Below are 17,672 nucleotides of genomic sequence, written 5' to 3'. Positions count from 1 at the left end.
GTAGCTAATTTGGGACGGGGCTTTTTTAGCTACCCTTTGGCTGACGGCGAATGAGTCGGGGTCGGAACACATCTCAACCGACATATGGGGGTAGCTAAAATAGCCCCGTCCCAAATTAGCTACCCCGGGTGAGATTGGAGGAAGCGATGGCGCAGGGGACGTTTGTGCAGGCGTTTCGTAAGGAGGCGGCGCTCAGCAGTACCTTTATGAAGGGGCGTTCGCTCATGCTCAACGGCGCCGTGCTGTCGTTTGAGGACTCCGGCTCGCGCTTCTCCAAAAACGTGAATATCGAGGGTACGGTGCGTGGTTCGCGCGGCGACCTGTATAAGACGCACGTGGCGCTCGATATGGACGAGCACGAGGTTGTCGACTACGACTGCGATTGCCCCGCCGCCTTCCGCTATTCCGGCATGTGCAAGCACGCCATCGCCACGGCGTTGGCGTATCTGGATGCCAGCGGCGCCGAGCCCGTCGAGGGTTTGCGCACGCCGGTCCGCACGTTTACGGTGTCGCCCGCACAGTCCAAGCAGCCCACACGCCCCGCGCCCAGCGCATCTGCGGTCAACCCCAACTTTCCCTTCCCGGCGCCCGTGCCCACGAGCCCGAGCCTTGTGGCAGCGCTTTCCGATCTTTCGGACGCGCGCATGGATAAACTCGTGGCCATGCGCCGCAAGCTCGCCGGCGCCATTGACCCCGATGCGCCCAAAGCGGTGCTGGAGCCCTCGCTGGTGCCGTACTACAATCCGCTGTTTGCCGATCGCTTTAGCTGGGCGCTTGAGTTTCGCATCCGCTGCGGCTCGGTGTCCTACGTGGTTAAGGATATCGACGGCATGGCCGATGCCTATGCGCGCGGCGGTACGTTCTCCTATGGCAAGAAGCTTACGTTCCTTCATGCGCCCGAGGCTTTCGATGATGTGTCGGCAAAGCTGCTCGACTTTGTTGCAATGACGGTCGCCTACCTAGGCGATATTACGAGCTCGCGCTCGGCATCATACGACTTTGCGCGCAGCGGTTTTGTCGCCGAGCGTCAGCTGCCGGTATCCGAGTATTCCATCGTGTCCGTGTTGGACCTGCTGCGTGGCAGGACCATGTCCTTTGAACCTGCTTGGTCGCGGGGGACGACGACGCACCGCGCCTACGAGGTGACAGTCGAGCCGTTGCCGGAAGGGGAGAACGAAGTCCCGGCTAAGCGCCCGCCGCTGATTGCTGCCAAGATTGTGCCGGCAGCCGGGGGCAGCTACGACTTGCGCCTTCCGGCCGATACGTACTGCTTTGCCTCGGGCGACGTCGCCTATCTGGTCGATACGCGCCGCGCGCGCCGTACCGACACGGCGTTTGCCCAACATGCCGCGCCGTTCCTATCGCACTTGTTGCCCTGCCGCACACCGGTCCATATCGCCGCCGACCAGGTGGGTGAGTTTTGCCGCATGGCGCTGCCTATCTTGCGCGACTACACCGACCTTACCGCGCCCGCTGTGCTCGATACCGTGGCGCCCGAGCCAAGCTTTGCCATGGCGATCGGCGTCGACGATGGGCTCGTGACCTGCAAAATTACGGTTACCTACGGCGACTGGTCGGCAGATCTCTTTAGCATGGGCGCTCCGGGCAGCCCCTTCGAAGAGCAGCGCCCGGGCGTGCCGCCGCGCGACGAGGTGGCAGAGTTTCGCGTTATGGATACGGCGGCTCTGTATTTCGACTTTTACGAGGGTGGCCTGGCGTTTGAGGAACGCGATGACGAGAGCCTGTTCCACTTGCTGACTGAGGGCCTGTCTGCCCTGTCCGAGCTGGGCGAGGTCATGCTCAGCGACCGTCTGCGCCAGATCTCGGTCCGCCCTGCGCCCAAGCTTTCGGTGCGCGCCACCGTCAAGAGTAACCTGCTCGACGTCGAACTGGGCGCGAGCGGCCTTTCGGCGGCAGACCTTGCCATCTACCTCGATTCCTACAAGCGTCACCAGACGTTTGCTCGTCTCACGTCGGGCGACATCATTCGCCTGGACGAGGGAGCGCGCGCCGCGTTTGGCCTTGCCGAGGATCTGGGGGTCGATGCTGTCGACCTGCTCGACGGCGTGTCACTTCCCGCGTCGAGTACCCTGTTCGTCGACAGCATGCTTGCGCGCACGCCCGCGCTCGAAGCCGATCGCGACGCTGCATTCCGTCGCACCGTCGAGCGCCTGGACACGCTCGGCAAGATGGACTTTACGGTGCCGGCTTCGCTCAAGGCCACACTGCGTGGCTACCAGGTCGATGGCTACCAGTGGCTCGGTTCGCTCGAACACCTGGGCCTTGGCGGCATCTTGGCCGACGACATGGGCCTGGGCAAAACGCTCCAGATGATCGCGCATATCCTGGCGCGCGTGGAGGCGGGGGACGCTAAGCCCACGCTTGTGGTGTGCCCTGCGTCGCTTGTGTACAACTGGACCGCCGAGCTGGAGCGCTTTGCCCCCTCGATTGATGTGTGCGCCATTGTGGGCGCTAAGGCCCAGCGTCGCTTGCAAATTGCCGGTGCCGCCGAGCATAACGTGGTCGTGACGTCGTATGACCTCATGCGTCGCGATATCGACGAGTACGTCGAGCAGGACTTTGCCCGCGTGGTGCTGGACGAAGCCCAGTACATTAAAAACCCGCTCACGCAGGTGGCTCGCGCCGCAAAGCGTCTGCCTGCCGGCGTGCGCTTTGCCTTGACGGGCACGCCCATCGAAAACCGCCTGTCCGAGCTCTGGAGCATCTTCGACTTTTTGATGCCGGGCCTGCTCGGCACGCGCGAGTCGTTTGCCAAGCGCTTCGAAAGCCCGGTCGAGCACGCCGAGGGTGACAGCGCCGCTCGCCTGCAGGCGTTCGTGTCGCCGTTTGTGCTGCGCCGCGTCAAGGAAGACGTGGTGGCCGACCTGCCCGAGAAGATCGAGGATACGGTGATGGCGCAGCTCACCGGCGAGCAGCGCAAGCTCTACCTGGCCAACCAGGACCGCATTGCCCAGCAAGTGCAGCACCGCGAGGCCGGGGAGTTCAAAAAAGATAAGCTCAAGGTACTTGCCGAGCTCACCAAGCTGCGCCAGATCTGCTGTGATCCTCATCTGCATTACGCGGACTACAAGGCGGGAAGCGCCAAGCTCGATACGTGTATGGAGCTCGTCCACGGCGCGCTCGACGGCGGTCATCGCATCTTGCTGTTCAGCCAGTTTACGGGCATGCTCGATATCATCGGCAAGCGCCTGGTCAAGGAGGATATCGCCTTCCTTAAGCTTACGGGCGCATCGTCTAAAGAGAGCCGTGCCAAGATGGTTGCGCAGTTCCAAGCGGGCGAGGTGCCGGTGTTCTTGATTTCGCTCAAGGCGGGCGGCGTGGGCCTTAATTTGACGGCTGCCGACGTGGTCATCCACTACGACCCGTGGTGGAACGTGGCGGCGCAGGACCAGGCGACCGACCGCGCCCACCGCATTGGCCAGCAGCACACCGTGACCGTGTACAAGCTCATCGCCAAGGACACGATCGAGGAACGCATCATGCAGATGCAGGAGTCCAAGCGTGATCTGGTCAACAGCGTGCTCGGCGGTGACGGCATTTCGTCGGCGCTGTTCACGCGCGAGGACGTTCTGGCGCTGCTCGGCGGCGACGGTCGCTAGCTGCGCGCGGGATGGGGCTGCCGGGCTGGGCCAGGTCGCCGGTTCGTCCTGGCCCGACCGCTTGCCTCACCCGTTATGTGTTCATTTGTAATGCCATGGATGGTTCGGCGCTCTTTGGGCATAAGAACTATCGAGAACATTGGCACATCAGCAAAGGAGAACATCATGGCGAAATTCTTTAAAGACTCCGACGGCAAGCTCGTTGCCGCTCTTGGCGACGACGTTGCGACCCCTGCCGGCTGCACGGAGCTGACGGCAAACACCGAGGATGCGGCGCACGAGAAGCACGTGCCTGTTGTCGAGATCGAGCGCGACGGCCACGTCATTCGTGCGCGCGTGGGCTCGACGGAGCACCCCATGCTGCCCGAGCACTACATCGAGTGGATCGCGCTTGAGGCCGAGGGCCGCCTGGAGGTCCATTACCTTGAGCCCGGCATGAAGCCCGCGACGTTTTTCGCTGGCGGCTCCAAGACCGGTACCGTCTATGCCTACTGCAACCTGCATGGGCTGTGGTCCGCGACGTTCTAGGAGCGCGCCCCCGCTCGGGGTATCATAGCTAGCATATGCACATGCAAGCGCCGGCTGCATTATGCGGCCGGCGCTTTTACTACGGTTTCGATGGTTTACGACGGAAAGGGCTGGGCCATGAAGCTCGCGCTTGCACAGATCGATATGCGCCTGGGTGATATTGAGGGCATTTGCGGTCGCATCGAGGACCAGGCTCGTCTGGCCCACGAGCGCGGGGCGCGCGTGCTGTGCGTCCCGGCACCGCTCTTTATGGGTGCTCTGCCCGGCGGCCTGATGGGTACTGCCGACTTTGAGCACGACATGCTGACAGGCCTGACCGGTGTTGCCGAGCGTATCCAAGAGCTCGATATGATCTGCATCGTGCCCGCGGCGGTTTCGTTTGAGGGCCAGCCACTGCTCGACTACATGATGCTCAAGGACGGTCATGTGGTGCCGGCGCGATCGAGCATTGCCCTGCAGCGTGGCGAGAACAACGACACGCGTTGGGCGCCGCCGGTGTTCGACGTGGACGGCGTGCGCATCGCCGTGATTTTTGACTTGGACCGCGAACTCGAGATGTTGCCGACCGGTGTTGACCTCATTGCGTATTTCCAATTCAACGCGTTTGACATGACCGACCGCGAGACTGCCGCCATCGCCGCCGTTCGCAGCGGTGCCTACCGCAAGATCGCATCTAAGCGCAGCGTGTGGTTTGCCTGCATGGCGCCGGTCGGTGCGTACGACGAGTCGGTATATACCGGCGGTTCGTTTGTGCTCGACGACTGCGGTCGCGTGGTGGCCCAGGCGCCGTGTTTTGAGGAGAGCCTGCTGGTTCAGGAGATTCAGCGCGGCGTGATGCTCGATGCCCTGGAAGATCACGAACTGCCCGAGTTTCGTTCCGAGGCGTGGCTGTGGCAGGCGCTGGTGCTCGCCGTGCGCGACAATGCCCGCGCTCGCGGCGCGTCGCGTGCTGTGGTGGCACTCGAGGGTGACTTGCCATCGTCCCTGCTGGCGGCACTTGCCGTTGACGCTCTGGGCCCGCGTAATGTGATTGGCCTTGTGCTGGGGCGCAACCGTATCTTTACGCCGGCTCAGGAAGAGGCCGAGGCTGCCCGCTGTGCCGCCGTCCGCGCGATTGCCGAGCGCCTGCACATTCGCACCGTCGAGCGCGATGCACCGGATGCGGCGCGTGTGCTCGATCGCGACGTGTCGGCAGGCGATGCCGAGCGTCTGCGCTCGCGTGCGCTGGGCCTGATGTTGGAGGATACGGCGCTCGAGCTGGGCGCCATGGCGTTGAGCCCGCTCTCCAAGACCGAGTACGCGCTAGCGGCACCCGCACTGTCCGGCGGCTACCAGGGCGACTTTGCGCCCTTTGGCGATGTGTACCTGTCGACGCTTGAGTTTGTGGCGCGCGTACGCAACCGCACGTCTGCCGTGGTGCCCCAAGAGCTCGTGACGCTCAACGCGGTGGAAGATTGTATGGAGCGAGTGCTGGCGCAGGCGCTCTCGACGCTCGACGGTCCGGTCGATATGCTCGACCGCGCGGCACAGCTGCTCGGCGGGCTTGAGCCGGGTGAGGTCGATGGCGCGCTCGAGGCGCACGTGGACCGCAATCGATCTTTCGACGACATCCCGATGGCCGCTGGCAAGCCTGAGGCCTGCTCGCTGCTGCTGATGCTCGTTCGACAGGGTGAGGCTGCCCGTCGCATGTTGCCGACGGCGCCGATCGTTTCGGCCCGTTCGTTTGCCGAGCGCGCTTGGCCGTACATGCTTGCGTGGTCCGATTTGGGGCTCAACGGCAAGGAGCGCATGACGGTTGATTCACTGGCGCGCGCCGAAGTGCGCCGCTTTGCCGATAGCGATACGGGCGATCGCATGCGCGGTGAGATGATGGGTCTGTTGGGTGAGCTGTTGGGTATTTCGCCCGAGCAGATGGAGGAGCTGCGCTCTGAGGACGGTCAGCGTCGTTTGCACGAGGGAATGAAAAAGTTCGAGGGCGAGGTCCAGGACGCCATCGAAAGGATGATGGGCGGCCAGGGCGGACCGCAGGGCGGGCCCCAGGGTACGCCGATGCCACATCCGCCGGTGGATCCCCGTCAGTTTCCTTTTTTCTCGCAGAACTAAACTGGGGATGGGGCCAAGGTTACGCGGTTTTGCCAAACCGCGTAACGAGTCGACGCTACGCGAGCCCCTGCCGGGCCATCTGCCGCTCAAACCGTCGCTTGCGTACAGAAGTACGCGGCGCTCCTCTTTCGCGGCACCTTGCCACGGCAGGGACTCGCTCGCTGACTTATGCTCAACCTATGGTTCGACCTTGCTTGCCAGATACGGTCGCTGTTGTGTTATTCTAGAACAGACGTTCGTGAATAGTGCGTGGGGCCTTGCCTTGCGCTGCGCTTGTGACGAGGGGAGGTTAGCTTGGTTATCTTGGGTATCGACCCTGGTTTGGCCCATACGGGGTGGGGGATTATCGAGGAGCGACGTGGCGAGGTTCGCTGTCGTGCCTATGGCTGCATCGAGACCAGTGCTGGAAGTCCGCTCGCGGTGCGCCTGTCGCATATCGCCCGCGACCTCAAGGGCGTTGTCGAACGCTATCGTCCCGATACCGCTGCTATCGAGAGCATCTACTTTGGCGCCAACGTTCGTTCGGCCATCCCCACGGCGCATGCCCGCGGCGCTGCGCTTGTGGCGCTTTCGGAGTGCGCGCTCGAGATTGGCGAATACACGCCCATGCAGATTAAGCAGGCTGTTGTGGGCACCGGCGCCGCAGATAAGCGACAGGTCGCCTACATGGTGCGTACGCTTACGCAGCTCGATCACGACCCGCACCCCGACCATGCTGCCGATGCCCTGGCCTGCGCCATCTGCCACGTTAACCTCAGCCGCACCCGCGCGCTTACCGGCGGCGAGTTCTATCAACAGAGAGGAACCGGATACTGATGATCTCCCAGCTCCACGGAACGCTTGTCGAGGCCACGATGAGCTCTGCTGTCGTCGATGTGTCGGGCGTGGGCTTTGAGCTCGGCATCTCGGGCAGCACTGCGGCCACGTTGCCGACGCCCGGCGGCGAGGTCCGCCTCTACACGCGCATGCAGGTGCGTGAGGACGCCATGACGCTCTTTGGTTTTGCCTCCAAGGATGAGCGCACGATGTTCGACCGGCTCGTGTCCGTCTCGGGCGTTGGCCCGCGCTTGGCGCTCGCCGTGCTCTCTACCTATACCGTGGGGCAGCTGTATTCGCTGGTGATGGCCGAGGACGACAAGGGCATGGCCAAGGTACCCGGTGTGGGTAAAAAGACAGCTCAGCGCCTCATTCTGGAGCTCAAGAGTACCTTTGCCAAGGATAAGGGCTTTGTGCCGGTCGACGTGATTCCCGGACAGGTTACGATGCCCGTGCCCGCTGCCGCTCCCTCGGCCATCGATGATGCCCGCGCGGCACTCCTTTCCATGGGCTTTAGCCCGCAGGAGGCCGATGTCGCTCTGAGCGGGTATGATGGGCAGGATATGCGTGTCGAGGATCTGCTCGGCGCGGCGCTTAAGCGACTCGGAATGGATGCGTGATGTGGGAAGCCGATGACTCTCAGGACCTGTGGGCGACGCCCGGCAGCTCGCCGGCGGCATCCATGGCGCACGGTGAGCGCATGGTGGGCTCGGAGCTAACGCCCGAGGACCTCGATGTCGACCGTACCCTGCGTCCCCAGCGCCTGGACGACTACTGCGGTCAGGAGCATATCAAGCAGAGCCTTCGCGTGCTGATCGAGGCGGCGCAGAGCCGTGGCGAGACGCTCGACCACGTGATCTTCTCGGGCCCTCCGGGTCTGGGCAAGACCACGCTGGCCACCGTTATCGCCAACGAGCTGGGCGCTCAGATTAAGACGACGAGTGGCCCGGCCATCGCACGCACCGGCGACCTGGCGGCCATCCTTACCAACTTGCAGCCGGGTGACGTGCTGTTTATCGACGAGATCCACCGCCTCAACCGTTCGGTCGAGGAAGTCCTGTATCCCGCGATGGAGGACTTTGCGCTCGATATCGTGATTGGCAAAGGTCCGGCGGCGCGCTCGATTCGCCTGGATATCCCCAAGTTTACGCTGGTGGCGGCAACGACCCGCTCGGGTATGCTGACCGGCCCGCTGCGCGACCGTTTTGGTATTTCGTATCGCTTGGACTACTACACGATCGAGGAGCTTGCCCAGATTGTGACGCGCTCGGCAACCATTTTGGGCGTGACAATAGACCATCCGAGCGCGCTCGAGATCGGCTCACGCTCGCGTGGCACGCCGCGCTTGGCTAACCGTCTGCTCAAGCGCGTGCGCGATTACGCCCAGGTGCGCGGCAACGGTCCTATTGAGCTTGATATCTGCCGTCAGGCGCTCGAGTTCTTTGAGATTGATGAGCTTGGTCTGGACTGGATGGACATTCGCATCTTGGAGACGCTCGCCAAGACGTTCTCCGGCCGTGCCGTGGGCCTGACGACCCTTGCCAGCGCGGTGGGCGAGGACCCGGGTACGCTCGAAGATGTCTACGAACCCTACCTGTTGCAGTGCGGATTGATGATTCGCACACCGCAGGGCCGTCAGGCAACCCTGCGCACATTCGAGCATTTGGGTATCGAGCCGACCCTGTAGGAATGGGCTTGTTTTAGCGCATCTGTAGGCTATCGCTGGGCATTGGATAAACATATCGCCGTTCATCGGTTATGGGCGTTTTACTATTGCGCGCCCGTGCTATGCTGAATTGGTCTTTTTCTCATCCGGTAACGAAAGGACCGCCCATGCCTACTGACATCGAAATCGCACGTTCTGTTACGCCGCTGCCTATTACCGAGGTGGCCAAGAACGCCGGCGTCGACGTTAAGCACCTGATTCCGTACGGCTTCGACAAGGCTAAGGTCGACTATTCCCTGCTCAACGAGCCGACCGATCACCAGGCCAAGCTTGTCCTCGTGACCGCTATCAATCCCACGCCTGCAGGCGAGGGCAAGACCACCACGACCATCGGTCTGGCCGACGGTCTGCGTCGTCGCGGCGTCAAGAGCGCCGTTGCCCTGCGCGAACCTTCGCTCGGTCCCGTCTTTGGCGTAAAGGGCGGTGCCGCCGGCGGCGGCTGGGCCCAGGTCATCCCCATGGAGGACATCAACCTGCACTTTACCGGTGACTTCCATGCTATCGGTGCCGCCAACAACCTGCTGGCCGCCATGCTCGACAACCATATTCAGCAGGGCAACCAGCTCGGCATCGATGTTAAGCGCATCACCTGGAAGCGCGTCGTCGACATGAACGACCGTCAACTGCGCCATGTTATCGATGGCATTGGCGGCAAAGCCCAGGGCGTGCCGCGCGAGGACGGCTTCGATATCACCGTTGCCTCCGAGGTCATGGCAATCCTGTGCCTGTCTACGAGCATCAGCGACCTCAAGGAGCGCCTGGGCGAGATCGTTGTCGGCTACAGCTATGCCGGCGAGCCCGTCCGCGCCCGCGACCTCAAGGCTCAGGGCGCCATGGCTGCTCTGCTTAAGGATGCGCTCAAGCCCAACCTGGTGCAGACGCTCGAGGGCACGCCCGCGTTTGTCCACGGCGGTCCCTTCGCCAATATCGCCCACGGCTGCAACTCCATCATGGCCACCCGCATGGCCATGCGTTTTGGTGACGTCGCGATTACCGAGGCCGGCTTTGGCGCCGACCTTGGTGCCGAGAAGTTCCTGGACATCAAGTGCCGCATGACGGGCGTTCGCCCCAGCGCTGTCGTGATTGTCGCCACTGCCCGCGCGCTTAAGTACAACGGCGGTGTTGCCAAGGCTGACCTCAACGACGAGAACCTCGAGGCCCTTAAGGCCGGTATGCCCAACCTGCTGCGTCACGTCGACAACATCCAGAACGTCTATGGTCTTCCCTGCGTGGTCGCCATCAACCGCTTCCCGACGGACACCGAGGCCGAACTTGCGCTCATCGAGTCCGAGTGCCAGAAGCTCGGCGTCAACGTTAAGCTGTCCGAGGTTTGGGCTAAGGGCGGCGAGGGCGCGCTCGATCTGGCTGATGAGGTCATGCGCCTGATTGAGCAGCCGAGCGAGCTCAAGTTTGCCTACGAGGACGGTGCCGATGTGGCTGACGCCCTGGAGGCCGTTGCCACCAAGGTCTACCGCGCCGATGGCGTCGACTTTACGCCGGCTGCCAAGCGCCAGCTCGCCGAGCTGCGCGAGAACGGCTTTGGTAACCTGCCGGTGTGCGTCGCCAAGACCCAGTACAGCTTCAGCGATAACGCCAAGGCTCTGGGCGCGCCCGAGAACTTCCGCATCACCGTGCGCGAGCTCAAGGTTTCCGCCGGTGCCCACTTTGTGGTCGCGCTGACCGGCAGCGTTCTGACCATGCCTGGCCTGCCCAAGGTTCCCGCGGCAGAGAACATCGACGTCGACAACGACGGCAACATCACTGGCCTGTTCTAAGCCTGCTGCCCCTAGCTGCCTGCCCGCCCCGCCGCGCCTACCAAGGCCCGGCGGGGCTTTTTGATCCCTTGGGGACGGAAGGATTACGGATCATTTTGTGGCTGTTGGGTCAATGAGGTGAAGTGTCCGAGCTGAGCGCCGTGCTTACCAGCACCGAGGAGAGCGTAGCCAGCACCATCGCAACGGTGCCCACGACGCTGGAGCAGCTGAAGTCGAAGGACGATGACAGTGCGCAGGTGGGCTACGAAGCCGCCTCTGCCACGCAGGATGTTGACTTTACGGCTGCGGTTGGCGAAGGCCCGCTGGACCCGTCCCCCGATGACACGTGCCAGATCACGGCTACGTGGACCTATCCTCAGGTAAAGAGCCAGGGCGTGGGTGTCGCCAAGTTCAACAAGGATATGTTGGTACCCTTGGGTTAAACGTAGTAGATGGGCGCATTTTATGGTTCACAGCCCAAGAAGAGGTCGTTAGCCGCGCTGGAGGCCGAAGAGTTTGGCGTTGCGCTCGGCGACCATCATGTTGATATCGGCGATTTCCATCTCGCCGTCAATGTAGGGCTGGTAGGTACCGTACGGGTCGCCGGCTCCCAAGCTGCAGCTGCCGCAGTTATCGCAGCTGCCGTTGCCGCAGCCCGCGAGCGCTAGCTTGATGATCTCCTCACGCTCGGCACGCGTCGTGTCCTTGATGAGCCTGCTTTTTGCCATGACATATCCTCGATTCGCTTGTGACCGTCGGCCGCGCATGTCTTGTAGATACCGGCGGGCTTTGTCCATCATAGGCTTTTGCGCGGGTAGAATGCATGGATAACTTGATGCTTACAGGCGACGGAAAGGAAACGTTGCATGGACCAGGACAAGACGACTGTGATGGGTGGCTACGGCTCCCCGCGGACGGGCAATGGCGCCGATGAGACCCGCGTCGTGCCGAATCCCGGCTACGCTGCCCCCGATACGACGCAGGTGTCGGCTGATCCCACGCGCGTTGTGAATTACGGAAACGCGGCGCAGGACTCGCATGGTGTCTCATCGCAGAACCCCTACGGCAACGCGGCGGTAGACCCTTATGATGACCTGCTGCAAAATCCCATTCCACAACCTCAGCAGACCACGTATATGCCGCGCACGGCACAGCCGCGCTACGAGTCGCACGACCGATACGCGCGCGAGCCGTATCGTGAGTATCCCAAGTCCATCCCCCAGTATGGCGAGGACGAGGAGAAGAAGCCTTCGCGTTCGTCGAGCGTGATTAAGAAGATCCTCATCGTGCTGGCGATCTTCTTTGCCTTGTCGGTTGTGTTTGCCATCGTGTCGGGCATGCTCAACAAACGGGGCGCCACGACTGATACCACGGCCGAGCAGACCGAGACTGCCCAGTCCGGCACCGTCGACCTGAGCGATATCCCGGGTCAGTACTGGTCTAACGCCAAAAAGATTCTCAAGTCGCGCGGGGCCGATCTTTCGAATGCCGTGATTCTGACCGACGACGGCTCGACGCCCGTCGTCGATGCCAACTGGGTCGTCACATCTGCCTACTACAACGCTGACGGCAACCTTGAGATTCAGCTCACGCGCAAGGACGGCTCGTCGGGCAACGCGTCCGGCGACCAGGGCACCACGGACAGCTCGAGCTCCAACACGCTGGAGGACCTGAGCAACAAGGCGCAGGAGCTTGGGGATAAGGCCCAAGAGCTGGGCGACACAGCCCAGAACCTCGGTGATACTGCTCAGAATCTGGGTGATATGGCAACGAACGCCTGGGATGCCCTGCAAAACGGCATTTCGGGCGCGCAGGGAAACTAGCGGCCGAGCGGAGCGGGGCTACAACTGTTCTGCCGGACGGTCGGGCGAGCTAAAGCCCGAGTCAAACGTGACAACGCATGATGCATCGGGCCTGCGCTCGTGCACGATATGCGTTACGCGCTCCAACAGCTCGTCGTCGGAGATGCGAAAGCCGTCGGGACGCACCAGGTCAAACGAAACGAACCCGTCGTGCTCGTGCAGGTCGTGGATGGAGAGCGCGGGATCGATCTGCATGACGCCACGCTTGACCCAGCTGCGCAGGTCGTCGCCGGTGGTGGCGATGGGGTCGCAGTGCAGCGTGATGTCGATGCCCATCTGGCGTTTAATATCGTGTTCGACGGTGTCCAGGATCTCGTGGTGCTCAAAGGCATCGCCCTCGCCGGGCATTTCCACGTGTGCGCTGGCAAACTGACGGCCGGGGCCGTAGTCGTGCACCATGAGGTCGTGTGTGCCCAAGACCTGGGGGTACGACATGATCCTGTCGCGGATTTCCTGGACGAGCTTGGGGTCGGGCGCTTGTCCCAACAGCGGGCTGATGGCGTCGCGCACCAGGCCCATGCCGCTGATGCAGATGAAGATGCCCACACCCAGGCCTGCCCAGCCATCGAGGTCAAAGCCGGTCATCTGCGAAATAAGCGCCGCCGCCAAGACCGAGCCCGAGGTGATTACGTCGTTTTTGGAGTCCTGCGCCGTGGCGATGAGCGTCTCCGAGTCGATGCGGTCGCCCAGCGCGCGGTTGAATGCGGCCATCCATAATTTGACGAGCATGGATAAGACGAGGGCGGCTAGGGAGACCAGCGTGTAGGCGGTGGGGGAGGGCTTGATGATCTTGGAGATCGATTCGAGCACCAGGTTGATGCCGACGGCACAAACGAGGACGGCGACAAACAAGCCGGCGAGGTATTCGTAACGGCCGTGGCCATAGGGGTGGCCTTCGTCTGCCGGGCGGCTGGCAAGGCGGAACCCGAGCAAGCTCACAATGTTGCTCGAGGCGTCGGAGAGGTTATTAAAGGCGTCGGCGACAAGTGAGACAGAGCCGGCGAGCAGACCCGCGATGCCCTTGGCCAGGCACAGGGTAATGTTGAGGCCAATGCAGATGAGGCTTGCGGCAAAGCCCGCGTTGGTGCGACAAGATGCATCGACCGGCTCGCCCTTGCTGCCGGGAACAAGTGTATGTACCAGCCGATTTACAAATAGCATGGCGTACCTCCTCGCATCCTCGTTTAAGGGGATAGTGTAGCTCGCATGGGCGCGCCGTGCGCCGATGCTCAGAAAATGCAGTAATGGTCTGCTGGAGCTAACGAGCGGGGCTTCTTGTCCGACCGCGTGCTCCATTTTGGGCCACATGGGTATGGGCATGTGCCTGCCTGCCCGACATACTTAATGTCGACAGCCCTTGCGTAAAGGAGGATGTATCCATGGACGAGATGTTTGCCATTAAATGCCAAAACTGCGGCGGCCCCATGTACTCACACCAGGCTCAACGCAGCTTTGAGTGCGCCTATTGCGGCACGGTCGTTCCGTGGCAGGCCGATGCGGGGGAGCCCAGGAGCGCCCTGGGCATTCGCCATGCGCCGCTGACGGTTGTCGATGGGCTGCTTAAGCTCACCCATGTGTCGCAGCTCGAGCGCCCGGTGGACCCCGACTGGTATTTCTTTCATGCGCACTGGCGCAACCAGTCGGTTCTGGAGCATCTACTGTGGGAGGACCGCGGCACGGCGCAGGAGTTCCAGGAGGCCGCGCACATGAGCATCCCGTGCCCCTTCTGCGGCGCATCCTTCGAAGGCGAGTCGACCCAGCGCGTGTTTGAGTGCCCGTCCTGCGGCAATAAAATCGGAATCGCCGACCTACTCAAGCCCGGTACCTTTAGCAAGCGCCTGACCATGGGCGTTGGTGCGGAGTATGTACCCGAGCAGGGTATTCCCTGCGAAATCTCGCCGCAGCAGGCACGTGCCAACGCGCTGCAGCTGGTGCACCAGTATGCGGAAGCCTTTGCCGGTCACGATGTAGAAGACGCGATCCAAAACGACATGATGCTCTTCTACTTTCCCATGGCGCTCGCGGATTTGCGCATGATGGCGTCCTTCCCGGGCAAGGGGCTGAGCAAGGAGACCTTGGTGTACTACGAGGTGCTCGACTGGGCATATCCGCGGGCAAACTACCTGGACGTTCGTCTTATGGGCATTTTGGAGCCGTGGGACTTTGGCAAGGTGGGGTCGTTCGATCCCGCCATGCAGGAAGGCGACTTCCGCGTTGTTTCCGTCGATGCGTCTACCAAGGACCAGGTGATCATTGATAAGCTGGCGCTCGACATTGCCGGCAACGATGCCGAGGCGGTGCTGGGGCTCAATAAAAAGAGTATCCGTGCGTGGGCGCGCAAGGCCCGCAAGCATAAGGACGGCCTGGTGATGGTGCCGGTCTACTTTGTCGACCGTCCCTCGTCGGACAGCCGCGATGGCGAGCAGGTGCGCATTGCCGTAAACGGCCAAACGGGCCGCGCGGCCGCGGTAGTGTTTAGCGATAAGCGCGAGACGCATGTGGTGGCACCGCTCAATCCCAACGTGATGCTGTCGAGCGAAAGCACCGTGCACGCCACGCCCATCGAGGTCAAATACGTTAAATCGCCGTTTCTGTACCAGATCGTGCGCCGTGGAGGCGGTGAACAGCCGCGGCAGGTGGCGGCGGCGGCCGAGGGCTCCTACCGAGAAGAGAAGTCCAAACGCAAGGGTTTGTTTGGCGCGATATTTGGTAAGTAGGGGGGGCGGTACGGGACAGCGCGCAGTAGTGCGAGCTGTCCGTCGTAGTAGATCTAAATAAACGGTGGGACGGCTGCAAAAGAGCCGCCCCACCGGGTAAAATCAGGTTGTGCCGCGGAACCCGCTCCTCAGCGCTTAAACTTCGGAGACGCGGGCAACGCAGGAGCTAATGTCTAAAGGGCCGGCTGCAACCGGCCCTTTTCTATGACCCCCTTCTCCACCCATCCCCTGGTTTGGAACAGTGTCGATCTAACGGGCAATCAAACCTCTAGCTCTCTTTGAATTGGGTAGTCATCTGCCCGAAGAAACTAAGTTCGGATGGCTCATAAAGGAGCAAGTCGCCGTCCGCGGTCTTGTAGACTCCGCAGGGAAGATAACGCCCGTCGGGGAGGACATAGAGGTCTCCTTCCTCCTTCAGCCCAGCTGGGAGTAGCGGAATTTCGTGCTCGTCCACTTGGAACTCATCTATGTGTGCAGTCTTCCTCTCCATGATGCCTCCTGGCTTGTTTCTGTTGCCGCCGCGATCTAAAACAGGCAGCTCTCAATCAGCTCTTTACCGCGCAGAGTGTCGATCCACTCCTGCGGGATGGCCTCGATACCGTATGCCGTGCCTGCGAGTGCACCTGCGACGGCTGCGGTGGTGTCGGTGTCGTCGCCTAGGTTGACGGCGGCAAGCACGCAGTCTTCGTAGCTGCTGGTGTTGACGAAGCACCAGGTGGCTGCCTTAAGCGTGTCGCGCACGAAGCCGCCGGATCTGATTTCGTGCTCGGGCGCGCTTTTCAGCTGCAGCGCCCACGAGGGGAGTGCGCCGCTCAGCACGTCTCTCATCAGCTCAACAAATATGACGCATGACTCGGTCGACGTTCTGTGAGCGTGCGTTATCGCGGAGATCTCACGGATCTCTTCGTACGTCGCGTCGACAAACGCCAGGGGCGCGATGCGCATGAGCGATCCGTTGCCGTTGTCGCGCTCGCCGGAGCCTCCTTTGCCGGTGCGCAAGGCGCGGGCGGTCGTGCCGCCGTAATCGAAAACGCCGTCGATCGTATACTCGCCACGGGCAATCCAGCCTACGAACTTGTCGCGCATGTCCGCGGTGTCGATATGCCCGAGCTCCCTAATCGAGTCACAGGTAGCAAGCGTCATAGATGTGTCGTCGCTCCAGGTGCCGGCGGGTTGCCCATGCGTGCCGTAGCCAATCATGTCGGTGCATTCGAACGTGCCGCGAGGCATAAACTCGTAGGGAACGCCCAGCGCGTCGCCGACGGCAAGTCCGTAGATGCAGTCGCGCAAAGACGGTTTTGGTGTGCCCATTCGTATCTCCCGCTTTCCTCTTGAGGGATGCTGCTTAATAGATAATGGCTGGCTAATGGCGATTATCATAAAGCCTGGCGGGGACAGAAACTGCGACGTCGTCGGAGGTCTTCGAGAAAGGGTCTCGTGGCTACTAGAATGAAATGCTAGGGAAAACAGAGGCGCAGTAGCCGGCTGTTGACCGCCTGCACCTTGGCCTCAGCAGCCACGCGAAGGCGCAGGAATTCGTCAACGTGTTCAATATGGTGATGTGATCGGGCGCTTTCGAACACAAAAAAACCGGGATGCAAGGAGTCGCACCTTGCATCCCGGCTGAGTTAAAGCGGCGCTGCTGCATGCCGTTGGAGCTTTAGCGCTTGATCTCGATATCGTCGAGCTTGACGTTCATGGCCTCGGTCTTGGCCTTGGCGATGTCATCGGCAAACTCCAGGGACTTCATCATGGTCTCGACAGCGTCCTTGTGCTCTTCAACGTTGTCGATGCGCACATAGACGCTGCCACCGTCAACGTCGGTGAAGTACTCGGTCGTCACGCCGCCCGAGTGCGTGAAGTAGGCGCTGCGCCAGGTCTTGCCGTTGTACTTAACGGGATCGCTCTCGGTCCATCCAGAGTTGGCCTTCCACTTTGCCTCGTAGTCGAATAGCTCGTCGGCGTTCTTGTCAGAGTCGAAGACAGGGATGAAGCGATCGCTGGCGTGCTCGCTCTCGGTGAACTTAAACTGGGCCTTGTCGGCCGTGTCGCCGGCAACGTCGGTGATCTCGACGCCCTCGGGGACCTCGACCTTAAACCAAATGAAGTCGGTCCGCATATCCACGGCTGGCTTTTCTGTTCCGCCGCCACCGCCACTGCCGGTAGCGCCACCGCTTCCGCCGCAACCCACCAGGGCAACCGCGGCAAAGAGACTGATGCAGAGGGTGACAATCGCAAAGGCCTTCTTTTCATGGTCGTATCTCCTCATCTGTAACCGCCCATGGATTACCTGCCTTTACTGTACGCGCGAGCGGCTCGTTCAGGTGGGCCATGTGTCCCATTCTGAGGGCCGGATTTGCGCCGGCAAGTGGCAATATGTCCGGGAGAGGGGAGGGCCGATGCCGTCGGCCCTCCCCAGGGTGAGGTGCCCGTTGTTTTAATGGGACGCGTGTACGCGGGCGTTTCCCCAACAGATTCCTTGTTTATAGATATGCCTCAGTTTTTGACGTCCGGAAGTCTCGAAAGGTGGGTCATATGTCCCATGT

The 17,672-nt window shown here is 61.8% G+C and carries 15 protein-coding genes; 10 read left to right on the top strand and 5 right to left on the bottom strand.

What is annotated here, in order from left to right; all coding sequences use genetic code 11:
- Positions 1 to 146 precede the first annotated feature (146 nt).
- From ACTM86_RS00625 to ACTM86_RS00590, 8 genes are all read left to right on the top strand, one after another.
- Positions 147 to 3,620, top strand: coding sequence for a DEAD/DEAH box helicase (locus ACTM86_RS00625; RefSeq protein WP_441014909.1), 3,474 nt, complete (start codon positions 147 to 149; stop codon positions 3,618 to 3,620).
- A 165-nt stretch (positions 3,621 to 3,785) separates the two neighbouring features.
- Positions 3,786 to 4,148 (top strand): desulfoferrodoxin family protein, encoded by a 363-nt coding sequence (locus ACTM86_RS00620; RefSeq protein ID WP_154515902.1) that lies wholly within the window; start codon positions 3,786 to 3,788, stop codon positions 4,146 to 4,148.
- Between the two features lie 117 nt (positions 4,149 to 4,265).
- A complete protein-coding gene (locus ACTM86_RS00615; RefSeq protein WP_441014907.1) occupies positions 4,266 to 6,251 on the top strand; it encodes a hypothetical protein in 1,986 nt (661 codons plus the stop codon).
- Positions 6,252 to 6,545: 294 nt separating this feature from the next.
- Positions 6,546 to 7,067 carry a crossover junction endodeoxyribonuclease RuvC gene (ruvC, locus tag ACTM86_RS00610; protein ID WP_035137351.1) on the top strand — a complete coding sequence of 174 codons (522 nt, stop codon included), beginning with the start codon at positions 6,546 to 6,548 and terminating at the stop codon, positions 7,065 to 7,067.
- Positions 7,067 to 7,687, top strand: a complete 621-nt coding sequence (gene ruvA / locus ACTM86_RS00605; protein ID WP_441014905.1) for a Holliday junction branch migration protein RuvA — start codon at positions 7,067 to 7,069, stop codon at positions 7,685 to 7,687. Before ruvC ends, ruvA begins: the two co-directional genes overlap by 1 nt.
- Entirely contained in the window at positions 7,687 to 8,754 is a 1,068-nt protein-coding gene (gene ruvB, locus ACTM86_RS00600; protein WP_441014904.1) for a Holliday junction branch migration DNA helicase RuvB, read from the top strand. The genes ruvA and ruvB overlap by 1 nt, the downstream gene beginning before the upstream one ends.
- 146 nt (positions 8,755 to 8,900) lie before the next feature.
- Positions 8,901 to 10,568, top strand: a complete 1,668-nt coding sequence (locus tag ACTM86_RS00595) for a formate--tetrahydrofolate ligase (RefSeq protein WP_441014903.1) — start codon at positions 8,901 to 8,903, stop codon at positions 10,566 to 10,568.
- 122 nt (positions 10,569 to 10,690) lie between these two features.
- Positions 10,691 to 10,990: a hypothetical protein gene (locus ACTM86_RS00590; RefSeq protein ID WP_441014902.1), complete on the top strand. Its 300-nt coding sequence runs from the start codon at positions 10,691 to 10,693 to the stop codon at positions 10,988 to 10,990.
- Positions 10,991 to 11,038: 48 nt separating this feature from the next.
- Here the strand turns inward: ACTM86_RS00590 and ACTM86_RS00585 are convergent, their stop codons facing one another.
- Positions 11,039 to 11,275 (bottom strand): hypothetical protein, encoded by a 237-nt coding sequence (locus tag ACTM86_RS00585; protein WP_441014900.1) that lies wholly within the window; start codon positions 11,273 to 11,275, stop codon positions 11,039 to 11,041.
- Between the two features lie 138 nt (positions 11,276 to 11,413).
- Here ACTM86_RS00585 and ACTM86_RS00580 point away from each other — a divergent pair, with 138 nt between their 5' ends.
- Positions 11,414 to 12,370: a hypothetical protein gene (locus ACTM86_RS00580; protein WP_441014898.1), complete on the top strand. Its 957-nt coding sequence runs from the start codon at positions 11,414 to 11,416 to the stop codon at positions 12,368 to 12,370.
- A gap of 18 nt (positions 12,371 to 12,388) precedes the next feature.
- Here ACTM86_RS00580 and ACTM86_RS00575 read toward each other — a convergent pair whose 3' ends face one another.
- Complete coding sequence (locus ACTM86_RS00575; RefSeq protein WP_441014896.1) at positions 12,389 to 13,570, bottom strand: cation diffusion facilitator family transporter; 1,182 nt, start codon at positions 13,568 to 13,570, stop codon at positions 12,389 to 12,391.
- 218 nt (positions 13,571 to 13,788) lie between these two features.
- Here ACTM86_RS00575 and ACTM86_RS00570 point away from each other — a divergent pair, with 218 nt between their 5' ends.
- A complete protein-coding gene (locus ACTM86_RS00570; RefSeq protein WP_441014895.1) occupies positions 13,789 to 15,126 on the top strand; it encodes a hypothetical protein in 1,338 nt (445 codons plus the stop codon).
- A gap of 268 nt (positions 15,127 to 15,394) precedes the next feature.
- On the opposite strand, the gene ACTM86_RS00565 is transcribed toward ACTM86_RS00570, so the two are convergent.
- The 3 genes from ACTM86_RS00565 to ACTM86_RS00555 all read right to left on the bottom strand — a co-directional run bounded on the left by ACTM86_RS00565 (position 15,395) and on the right by ACTM86_RS00555 (position 17,395).
- Positions 15,395 to 15,616, bottom strand: a complete 222-nt coding sequence (locus tag ACTM86_RS00565) for a hypothetical protein (RefSeq protein WP_441014893.1) — start codon at positions 15,614 to 15,616, stop codon at positions 15,395 to 15,397.
- 35 nt (positions 15,617 to 15,651) lie between these two features.
- Positions 15,652 to 16,437: an ADP-ribosylglycohydrolase family protein gene (locus ACTM86_RS00560; RefSeq protein ID WP_441014892.1), complete on the bottom strand. Its 786-nt coding sequence runs from the start codon at positions 16,435 to 16,437 to the stop codon at positions 15,652 to 15,654.
- 349 nt (positions 16,438 to 16,786) lie between these two features.
- Positions 16,787 to 17,395, bottom strand: coding sequence for a hypothetical protein (locus ACTM86_RS00555; RefSeq protein WP_441014890.1), 609 nt, complete (start codon positions 17,393 to 17,395; stop codon positions 16,787 to 16,789).
- Between the last annotated feature and the right edge of the window lie 277 nt (positions 17,396 to 17,672).

The sequence above is a fragment of the Collinsella sp. HCP3S3_E11 genome (genome assembly GCF_052067375.1).
Taxonomy (GTDB): Bacteria; Actinomycetota; Coriobacteriia; order Coriobacteriales; family Coriobacteriaceae; genus Collinsella.
Note: the sequence above shows the minus strand (reverse complement) of the source record. Positions and strands in the feature narration are given on the sequence as shown.

Excerpts from the sequence above, each read along its gene's own strand:
- ACTM86_RS00625 (WP_441014909.1), top strand. The coding sequence starts at position 147 with ATGGCGCAGGGGACGTTTGTGCAGGCGTTTCGTAAGGAGGCGGCGCTC.
- ACTM86_RS00620 (WP_154515902.1), top strand. The coding sequence starts at position 3,786 with ATGGCGAAATTCTTTAAAGACTCCGACGGCAAGCTCGTTGCCGCTCTT.
- ACTM86_RS00615 (WP_441014907.1), top strand. The coding sequence starts at position 4,266 with ATGAAGCTCGCGCTTGCACAGATCGATATGCGCCTGGGTGATATTGAG.
- ruvA (WP_441014905.1), top strand. The coding sequence starts at position 7,067 with ATGATCTCCCAGCTCCACGGAACGCTTGTCGAGGCCACGATGAGCTCT.
- ruvB (WP_441014904.1), top strand. The coding sequence starts at position 7,687 with ATGTGGGAAGCCGATGACTCTCAGGACCTGTGGGCGACGCCCGGCAGC.
- ACTM86_RS00595 (WP_441014903.1), top strand. The coding sequence starts at position 8,901 with ATGCCTACTGACATCGAAATCGCACGTTCTGTTACGCCGCTGCCTATT.
- ACTM86_RS00585 (WP_441014900.1), bottom strand. The coding sequence starts at position 11,275 with ATGGCAAAAAGCAGGCTCATCAAGGACACGACGCGTGCCGAGCGTGAG.
- ACTM86_RS00580 (WP_441014898.1), top strand. The coding sequence starts at position 11,414 with ATGGACCAGGACAAGACGACTGTGATGGGTGGCTACGGCTCCCCGCGG.
- ACTM86_RS00575 (WP_441014896.1), bottom strand. The coding sequence starts at position 13,570 with ATGCTATTTGTAAATCGGCTGGTACATACACTTGTTCCCGGCAGCAAG.
- ACTM86_RS00570 (WP_441014895.1), top strand. The coding sequence starts at position 13,789 with ATGGACGAGATGTTTGCCATTAAATGCCAAAACTGCGGCGGCCCCATG.
- ACTM86_RS00565 (WP_441014893.1), bottom strand. The coding sequence starts at position 15,616 with ATGGAGAGGAAGACTGCACACATAGATGAGTTCCAAGTGGACGAGCAC.
- ACTM86_RS00560 (WP_441014892.1), bottom strand. The coding sequence starts at position 16,437 with ATGGGCACACCAAAACCGTCTTTGCGCGACTGCATCTACGGACTTGCC.
- ACTM86_RS00555 (WP_441014890.1), bottom strand. The coding sequence starts at position 17,395 with ATGAGGAGATACGACCATGAAAAGAAGGCCTTTGCGATTGTCACCCTC.